This window comes from Anaerosphaera multitolerans, assembly GCF_004006535.1.
Taxonomy (GTDB): Bacteria; Bacillota; Clostridia; order Tissierellales; family Peptoniphilaceae; genus Anaerosphaera; species Anaerosphaera multitolerans.
This window is the reverse complement of the sequence record NZ_RLIH01000025.1, coordinates 1-8,313: the sequence shown is the minus strand read 5'-3', so window position 1 is coordinate 8,313 and position 8,313 is coordinate 1. Positions and strand designations below refer to the sequence as shown.

8 protein-coding genes are annotated in these 8,313 nt (G+C 37.2%); 6 read left to right on the top strand and 2 right to left on the bottom strand.

Annotation, left to right across the window (positions count from 1 at the left end; translation table 11 throughout):
- Positions 1-79: 79 nt before the first annotated feature.
- Positions 80-754, bottom strand: a complete 675-nt coding sequence (locus EF514_RS10395; protein WP_205666446.1) for an FMN-dependent NADH-azoreductase — start codon at positions 752-754, stop codon at positions 80-82.
- Between the two features lie 96 nt (positions 755-850).
- Here EF514_RS10395 and secA point away from each other — a divergent pair, with 96 nt between their 5' ends.
- The 5 genes from secA to EF514_RS10370 all read left to right on the top strand — a co-directional run bounded on the left by secA (position 851) and on the right by EF514_RS10370 (position 7,389).
- Positions 851-3,496, top strand: a complete 2,646-nt coding sequence (secA, locus tag EF514_RS10390) for a preprotein translocase subunit SecA (protein ID WP_420836579.1) — start codon at positions 851-853, stop codon at positions 3,494-3,496.
- Between the two features lie 129 nt (positions 3,497-3,625).
- Positions 3,626-4,663, top strand: a complete 1,038-nt coding sequence (locus tag EF514_RS10385; RefSeq protein WP_127725384.1) for a 3-deoxy-7-phosphoheptulonate synthase — start codon at positions 3,626-3,628, stop codon at positions 4,661-4,663.
- A gap of 248 nt (positions 4,664-4,911) precedes the next feature.
- Positions 4,912-5,178 (top strand): phosphocarrier protein HPr, encoded by a 267-nt coding sequence (locus tag EF514_RS10380; RefSeq protein ID WP_011834224.1) that lies wholly within the window; start codon positions 4,912-4,914, stop codon positions 5,176-5,178.
- Positions 5,179-5,180: 2 nt separating this feature from the next.
- Positions 5,181-6,908 (top strand): phosphoenolpyruvate--protein phosphotransferase, encoded by a 1,728-nt coding sequence (gene ptsP, locus EF514_RS10375; protein ID WP_011834225.1) that lies wholly within the window; start codon positions 5,181-5,183, stop codon positions 6,906-6,908.
- Between the two features lie 172 nt (positions 6,909-7,080).
- The gene (locus tag EF514_RS10370) at positions 7,081-7,389 is read left to right on the top strand and encodes a hypothetical protein (RefSeq protein WP_014734898.1); all 309 of its coding nucleotides are present in this window, start codon (positions 7,081-7,083) and stop codon (positions 7,387-7,389) included.
- An 89-nt stretch (positions 7,390-7,478) separates the two neighbouring features.
- Here EF514_RS10370 and EF514_RS10365 read toward each other — a convergent pair whose 3' ends face one another.
- Complete coding sequence (locus tag EF514_RS10365) at positions 7,479-7,769, bottom strand: YbaB/EbfC family nucleoid-associated protein (RefSeq protein ID WP_420836578.1); 291 nt, start codon at positions 7,767-7,769, stop codon at positions 7,479-7,481.
- Between the two features lie 114 nt (positions 7,770-7,883).
- On the opposite strand from EF514_RS10365, the gene EF514_RS10360 reads away from it, so the two are divergent.
- On the top strand, positions 7,884-8,171 hold the full coding sequence (locus tag EF514_RS10360; RefSeq protein WP_011834226.1) for a hypothetical protein: 288 nt from the start codon (positions 7,884-7,886) through the stop codon (positions 8,169-8,171).
- The last annotated feature ends 142 nt before the right edge of the window (positions 8,172-8,313 follow it).

The window sequence follows — 8,313 nt, the reverse complement described above, 5'->3', positions numbered from 1 at the left end:
TCCAAAAGACTTTGAAAAATATAATTCTTAAATTCTCTTAACTCCGTGTCTAGTTTTTCGTTGACTTTCCAGTGAGGTCTCAGAAACTTTGTCCAATTTTTTCTGCATTAGTGAACGCTTTTTCTTTCAATTCAGCAGAACGTTCTGGATAGCGAGCATATCCTTCTACGAAGAGTTGCTTGCGATTTTCGTCAGTAATTCCCACCATTTTCATTGTTTGGTCAATATAGGCAGCTCCTAAATCATTCGCCATATGGGTTGGATCTTGTTCATTATGATAAAAACCGCCAGCGGATTGGATATGAAGTGATTTTTTTCCTTCAAGTAAACCAATCGGACCATTTTCAGTATAACGGAAAAGCTTTCTAGGTACGGCAATGACATCGATATATTGTTTCAATTCAGCAGTGACAAAGCCATTGTACATAGGATTGACGAAAACATATTTATCAGCTGACAGAAATTCTTCTAAATATTCTTCATGACGATGGAGTAAATTTTTGTCAGCCACATTAAGTAAATCGGGAGTATATTTATTACGCTTCCAAGCGGCAGAAGTTTCGTTATCAAGAGCTGGAACTTTTTCTGCAAATAAATCGCGAATGATTATTTTATCAGAAGGGTTTGTTTGGCGGTAAGCTTCTTTGAATTTTTCAGTTGTAGCAAGAGACCAACTGAAATCATCAGTGTGTGGGTGGGCTAAGACGATGAGTAATGTTGTCATTTTATTTCTTCTTTCTTTTTTTGTTGACAAACAACATTATGAACTTAATTTTGTTGCTTGTCAACATGAAAACGAATTAAAAATCGAGTGTTTTGTGGTATTTCAGTTTGTAAAAGCTATGTAAAAGTGTTACAATTAATGGTAATATCCACTTATTTATGTGAAAGAGAAAATATGCCAAATATTATTAGAAAACTTGTCGAAAACGACAAAAAAGAGCTCAAAAAACTCAATAAAATGGCGCTCCAAGTTGAAAGTTTCGCTGATGAAATGGAACACTTGACAGATGAGCAGTTAAAAGCCAAAACTCCAGAATTGAAAGAACGTATTGCAAAAGGAGAAAGTCTTGATGACCTTCTCTATGAAGCTTTTGCCGTTTGTCGTGAAGCAGCTCGTCGTGTGCTTGGATTATATCCTTTCCATGTTCAAATCATGGGTGGGATTGTCTTGCATAATGGGGACGTTCCTGAGATGCGTACTGGTGAAGGTAAAACCTTGACTGCAACAATGCCTGTTTATCTTAATGCTTTATCAGGCAAAGGGGTTCACGTTGTTACTGTCAATGAATACTTGGCAACTCGTGATATGACTGAAATGGGTGAGCTTTATAGTTGGCTCGGTTTAACTGTTGGTTTGAACTTGAATTCAAAATCACCAGAAGAAAAACGTGAAGCTTATAACTGTGATATTACTTATTCAACATCAGCTGAACTTGGGTTTGACTATCTTCGAGATAATATGGTTACTCGTGCTGAAGATATGGTTCAAAAACCACTTAACTATGCACTTGTCGATGAAGTAGACTCAATTTTGGTCGATGAAGCTCGGACTCCTTTGATTATTTCTGGACAAGCCGAAAGTTCATCAGCACTTTACTATCGCGCTGACCAATTTACTAAGACTTTAAAAGGTCAAAACTTGAACGTTGCAACTTCTGATTACGAAGAGGGCGATGATTACAAGATTGACTTACAATCAAAAACAATTTCTTTAACTGAAGAAGGAATTGATAAGGCTGAAAAATTCTTCCAAATCGAAAATCTTTATGATATGGAAAATGTTGCCTTGACTCACTTTGTTGACAATGCTTTGCGTGCCAACTTTATCATGCTTCATGACATTGACTATATGGTTGATGAAAATCAAGAAGTCTTGATTATTGACCAATTTACAGGACGTACGATGCCTGGTCGTCGTTATTCTGATGGTCTTCACCAAGCAATTGAAGCTAAAGAAGCTGTGCCAATTCAAGATGAATCAAAAACAATGGCTTCAATTACCATCCAAAACTACTTCCGTATGTATAAAAAATTGTCAGGGATGACAGGTACGGCTAAAACAGAAGAAGAAGAATTCCGTGAGATTTATAATATTCAAATCACACCAATTCCAACCAACCGTCCAGTTCAACGTTTAGACCATCCAGATTTGCTTTACCCAACTTTGGAAGCTAAATTTAAAGCAGTTATTGATGATATTAAACGTCGTCATGCTGAAGGTCAACCGATTTTGATTGGTACTGTTGCTGTCGAAACTTCCGAATTGATTTCTAAGAAATTGGTTGAAGCAAAAATTCCTCACGAAGTTTTGAATGCGAAAAATCACTTCCGTGAAGCACAAATCATCATGAATGCTGGTCAACAAGGAGCAGTAACGATTGCGACCAACATGGCTGGTCGTGGGACAGATATCAAGCTTGGACCTGGCGTGATTGATCATGCAGACCCTGAATTCCGTGGACTTGCTGTTATTGGTACCGAACGTCATGAATCTCGTCGTATTGATAATCAATTACGTGGTCGTTCTGGACGTCAAGGTGACCCAGGGGTTTCACAATTCTATCTCTCTCTTGAAGATGAATTAATGAAACGTTTTGGTTCTGAACGTGTTTCAGCTTTCCTAGATAGAATGCGTATTTCTGGTGAAGATGCTGTTATCAAATCTGGGTTGATTACTCGTCAGATTGAAAGTTCACAAAAACGTGTCGAAGGAAATAACTATGATTCTCGGAAACAAGTCTTGCAATATGATGACGTAATCCGTGAGCAACGTGAAGTAATTTATGCGCAACGTCAAGAAGTTATCTTGACTAAAGAAGATATGACTCCTGTTTTGATGGGCATGTTCAAACGGACAATTGACCGTCAGGTTGATGGTCATGAACTTGCAGGGAATCTTAAAGACGAAGAAACAGTCAAAGATCTCTTACAAACAGTGCAAAACACAATGTTGCCAGAAGAGGCAATTGAATTATCTGAATTGACTGGTCTGTCAGGACAAGCAATGAAAGATTTGATTTTTGATAAAGTCAAAAGTCGTTATGCTTCACAAATGGAAAAATTAGCTGACCCAGAACGTCAGTTAGAATTCCAACGTGCGGTTATCTTGCGTGTGGTTGATAATAACTGGTCAGAACATATTGATGCTCTTGACCAAATGCGTCAGTCAGTCGGACTTCGTGGTTATGCCCAAAATAATCCGATTGTTGAGTATCAAGAAGAATCATATAAAATGTACAATAATATGATTGGTGCGATTGAATTTGAAGTCACTCGTTTGATGATGAAAGCACAAATTCAACCACAAACGGCAATCCGTCAGGAAGCGCCAAGAATGACAACGACAGCTTCACAAGAAAACATTACAAATGTCGGTCCTGACACTTCTGTCAGTGAAGAAATTTCATTTGAAAATGTTGGACGTAATGACCCTTGCCCATGCGGCTCTGGTAAGAAGTTTAAAAATTGTCATGGACGTACACACATTGCCTAAAAGGCCAATTAATTTACTGACAGCTTTGTCAGTAAATTTTTTTATCAATAATGGACGCAAATAAATGTAGAATTAATTAAAATTTTGATACAATAGATAAAATAACAAAGCGAAATACGAGGAATTAGAATGACTTTTAAAGAAATAAGTCCTAAGATAAATATTGATGCCATTAAGATGTTGGGTCATCTCAATAGTGAGCAACAAGAAAAAAAGATGCTTCGAGATAAAGAACTTGAAGCAATTATCAAAGGCGAAGATGACCGGTTGCTTTTGATTATCGGACCTTGTTCGTCTGATAATGAAGAAGCAGTATTGGAATATGCTCGTCGTTTAGCCAAACTTCAAGAAGCAGTCAAAGACAAGATTTTTATGGTAATGCGTGTCTATACTGCTAAACCTCGTACAAATGGAGATGGCTATAAAGGGTTGATTCACGAACCTGATGCGGATGGTCATACTGACTTAATCAACGGAATCAAAATGGTTCGCGACTTGCATTACAAAGTTATCACTGAAACTGGTTTGACAACTGCTGATGAAATGCTTTACCCAGAAAATCTGCCAATGGTTGATGATTTGGTCAGCTACCATGCGATTGGTGCACGTTCTGTGGAAAATCAACAACACCGTTTTGTAGCTTCTGGAATTGATGTTCCAACGGGATTGAAAAATCCAACTGCAGGAAACCTAAAAGTAATGTTCAACGGTATCTATGCTGCGCAACAATCACAAGATTTCCTTTTTGGTCGTGCAGAAGTTCAAACTTCAGGAAATCCACTGGCACATGCAATTTTGCGCGGTGGACAAGATGAAAATGGCAAATACCATCCAAACTACTATACAGATAACTTGCTTGAAACAATTGAGATTTATGAAAAAATGGGCTTGAAAAATCCTTTCATTCTCATTGACACAAATCATGATAATTCAGGTAAAAAATTCATGGAACAAATCCGTATTGTCCGTCAAACATTGGTCAATCGTGATTGGGATGATAAAATCCGCCAAAACGTTCGTGGCTTTATGATTGAATCATATCTTGAAGATGGTCGTCAAGATAAGCCAGAAGTTTTTGGTAAATCAATTACCGATCCATGTTTAGGTTGGGATAAAACAGAAGCGCTCGTTCAAGAAATTTACGAAGCTGAAAGTAAAAATAAATAAAATTAAAAGCTGTCAAAACTGACAGTTTTTTTCAATTTTAAAGAGTATAAAAGTAGTTTAAAAAATATTAATTTGATCAGGAGATGAAGCGGATAGTAGTAAGGCTTCAAAAGTAGCCCTGAAAAAAAACTTGAAAATTTAACAGCAGATATTGCAAACCCTTTCGTTTTGTGGTACAATTTCAAGAGTGATAGATATTTTAGATATCGTCAATAAAAATGAAAAAACATCTAAGGAGAACCATAAAAATGGCATCTAAAGAATTCCACATCGTTGCAGAAACTGGTATCCATGCACGTCCAGCTACATTGCTTGTGCAAACAGCTTCAAAATTCACATCAGAAATCACTTTGGAATACAAAGGTAAATCAGTAAACCTTAAATCAATCATGGGTGTTATGTCACTCGGTGTTGGTCAAGGCGCTGACGTTACTATTTCAGCTGAAGGTGCAGATGCTGACGACGCAATCGCAACAATCGCTGAAACAATGACTAAAGAAGGACTCGCAGAATAATCATGACAACTATGCTTAAAGGTATCGCCGCATCATCAGGTGTAGCAGTAGCTAAGGCATACTTGCTTGTCCAACCAGATTTGTCTTTTGAAACAAAGACAATTGCTGATACAGCTAATGAAGAAGCTCGCCTTGATGCAGCACTTGCTACATCGCAAAGCGAGCTTCAACTTATTAAGGACAAAGCAGTAACAACCCTTGGTGAAGAAGCAGCATCTGTATTTGACGCTCATATGATGGTCCTTGCTGACCCAGATATGACTGCTCAAATCAAAGCAGTAATAAATGACAAAAAAGTTAACGCTGAATCAGCTCTTAAAGAAGTAACTGATATGTTTATCGGTATCTTTGAAGGAATGACTGACAATGCTTATATGCAAGAACGTGCAGCTGATATTAAAGACGTTACAAAACGTGTTTTAGCTCACCTTCTTGGCGTTAAATTGCCAAGTCCAGCACTCATCGATGAAGAAGTAATCATCGTTGCTGAAGATTTGACACCATCTGATACAGCTCAATTGGACAAGAAATTCGTAAAAGCCTTTGTTACTAACATTGGTGGACGTACTTCTCACTCTGCAATTATGGCTCGTACTTTGGAAATTCCAGCAGTTCTTGGAACAAATAATATTACTGAACTTGTTTCTGAAGGTCAACTTTTGGCTGTTTCAGGATTGACAGGTGAAGTAATTCTTGACCCATCTACTGAACAACAAAGCGAATTCCATAAAGCTGGTGACGCTTATGCTGCTCAAAAAGCAGAATGGGCTGCTCTTAAAGACGCTGAAACTGTTACAGCTGATGGACGTCATTATGAGCTTGCTGCTAATATCGGTACACCTAAAGACGTTGAAGGTGTTAACGATAATGGTGCTGAAGCAATTGGTCTTTATCGTACAGAATTCTTGTACATGGATGCACAAGATTTCCCAACAGAAGATGACCAATATGAAGCTTACAAAGCTGTACTTGAAGGAATGAATGGTAAACCAGTTGTTGTCCGTACAATGGACATCGGTGGTGACAAAACATTGCCTTACTTTGATCTTCCTAAAGAAATGAACCCATTCCTCGGATGGCGTGCACTTCGTATCAGCCTTTCAACAGCTGGTGACGGAATGTTCCGTACACAATTGCGTGCGCTCTTGCGTGCTTCTGTACACGGACAACTTCGTATCATGTTCCCAATGGTTGCTCTCGTAACTGAGTTCCGTGCAGCTAAAAAGATTTATGATGAAGAAAAATCTAAATTGATTGCAGAAGGTGTTCCAGTCGCAGAAGGTATCGAAGTTGGTATCATGATTGAAATTCCAGCAGCAGCAATGCTTGCAGACCAATTTGCAAAAGAAGTTGATTTCTTCTCAATTGGTACAAACGACCTCATCCAATATACAATGGCTGCAGACCGTATGAATGAGCAAGTTTCTTACCTTTATCAACCTTACAATCCATCAATCCTTCGTTTGATTAACAATGTAATCAAAGCAGCTCACGCTGAAGGTAAATGGGCTGGTATGTGTGGTGAAATGGCCGGCGACCAAACTGCTGTACCATTGCTTATGGGTATGGGGCTTGACGAATTCTCAATGTCAGCAACATCAGTACTCCAAACACGTTCACTTATGAAACGTTTGGATTCTAAGAAAATGGAAGAATTGTCTAGCAAAGCTTTGAGCGAATGTGCAACAATGGAAGAAGTTATTGCCCTCGTTGAAGAATATACTAAATAATATTTTCAATTAGTTTCGAATGATAAGCCTGTCAATTAATGACAGGTTTTTTTAAATAGTCTGTTTAGCTATAATAGATTTTTTAGAAGTAAAAAAACTTATCCACGGGGATAAGTTTTTTTCTATCAAATGAATTTGAAAAGAGTATAATAATAAGTGGATAAGGAGTTTTATGAAAAAGCTAAATTTTTTTGATTATTGGCTAATTGGAGAATTAATCTTTTGTTTAATACTTCTCTTAATTTTACCCCAGCAAATTAAGCTGAATTTCTGGATAATTCTGACGAGTAAAGAAACAAGCGGTTCAGTCTTGAATGTTTTTGCGCTTCCTCTTATTATGGCTCTTCCTAATATTATTCAACGCTCTGTCAGTAGGAGTGGCATCTACTGGTCAAAATTGAGCGTAACTACTCTGATTTTCAATATTATCCTTCTTTTATTGACCACTTTTTGGTTGCTGACATTGCCTTTTGGACAATAAAAAAATTACTGGTGAAAAGTCGAGTCTCTTTGTACTCTGAGAGTTTATAGAGAGACTCTGCCAATTCTGTCAGTAACTTATAGAAAGGATTAAAATGGTAATCCTTTAGTGAATTTTCCGAGTTTTTGTTCTGTAACTTTTTCAATTTGACTAAGTGCATCATTAACCGCATCAGTAACCATATCTTGTAAAGTTTCAGGATCTTCAGGGTCAATAACATCTGGATTAATGTTAAGAGATTTCAAGGTGCGATCACCAGAAAATTCAACCGTTACAAGGTCTTGAGCAGATTTACCAACAAAAGTTGTATTGGCAATTTCTTCTTGTGAAACTTGCATTTGTTTTTGAAGTTTTTGTGCTTGTTTCATCATTGATTGCATATTCATCATGGAAATATATACCTCTTTTAGAAATTTTGTTGAAAGGCTTTCAACACCCTACTATTTTACCATAAAAAAGATAATAAAAAAAATAAGCTAACAAAGGAGAAAGAAATGAAACTTACCAAAAACCAAGAAGAATTACTTAATTTGATTTATCAAGTTGTGTTAGAGCAAACGGTCAGTCCGAAAGAACGCGAGTATTTTATTGATGCTAAAAAGCGCATTGAATTAGGTAAAAATTTTGATGGCGAAATGAGTGAACTCTTAAAAGAATTGATGTATATTCCCAATTCTCCAGTGGTGAACCAATTTACAGAAGAAGCGCGTAAAAGGATGTTGGTAGGCCCATCAACAGGAGGGACAACTCATGGCTTTTCAAATTATCAAACCAAAAAATGAATAAAAAAGTGATTTTATTATTGTAAAATCACTTTTTGAATTACTAAGGGTGGGTCAGTAAATAATTTTAGAAAATAAAAAAACTCAGCCTTAGCTGAGTTAATATTAGTGCGGTGGGCGGGACTTGAACCCGCACCAAGAA

Coding starts and splice junctions, on each gene's coding strand:
- EF514_RS10385 (WP_127725384.1), top strand. CDS start 3,626: ATGACTTTTAAAGAAATAAGTCCTAAGATAAATATTGATGCCATTAAG.
- EF514_RS10380 (WP_011834224.1), top strand. CDS start 4,912: ATGGCATCTAAAGAATTCCACATCGTTGCAGAAACTGGTATCCATGCA.
- ptsP (WP_011834225.1), top strand. CDS start 5,181: ATGACAACTATGCTTAAAGGTATCGCCGCATCATCAGGTGTAGCAGTA.
- EF514_RS10370 (WP_014734898.1), top strand. CDS start 7,081: ATGAAAAAGCTAAATTTTTTTGATTATTGGCTAATTGGAGAATTAATC.
- EF514_RS10365 (WP_420836578.1), bottom strand. CDS start 7,769: ATGCAATCAATGATGAAACAAGCACAAAAACTTCAAAAACAAATGCAA.
- EF514_RS10360 (WP_011834226.1), top strand. CDS start 7,884: ATGAAACTTACCAAAAACCAAGAAGAATTACTTAATTTGATTTATCAA.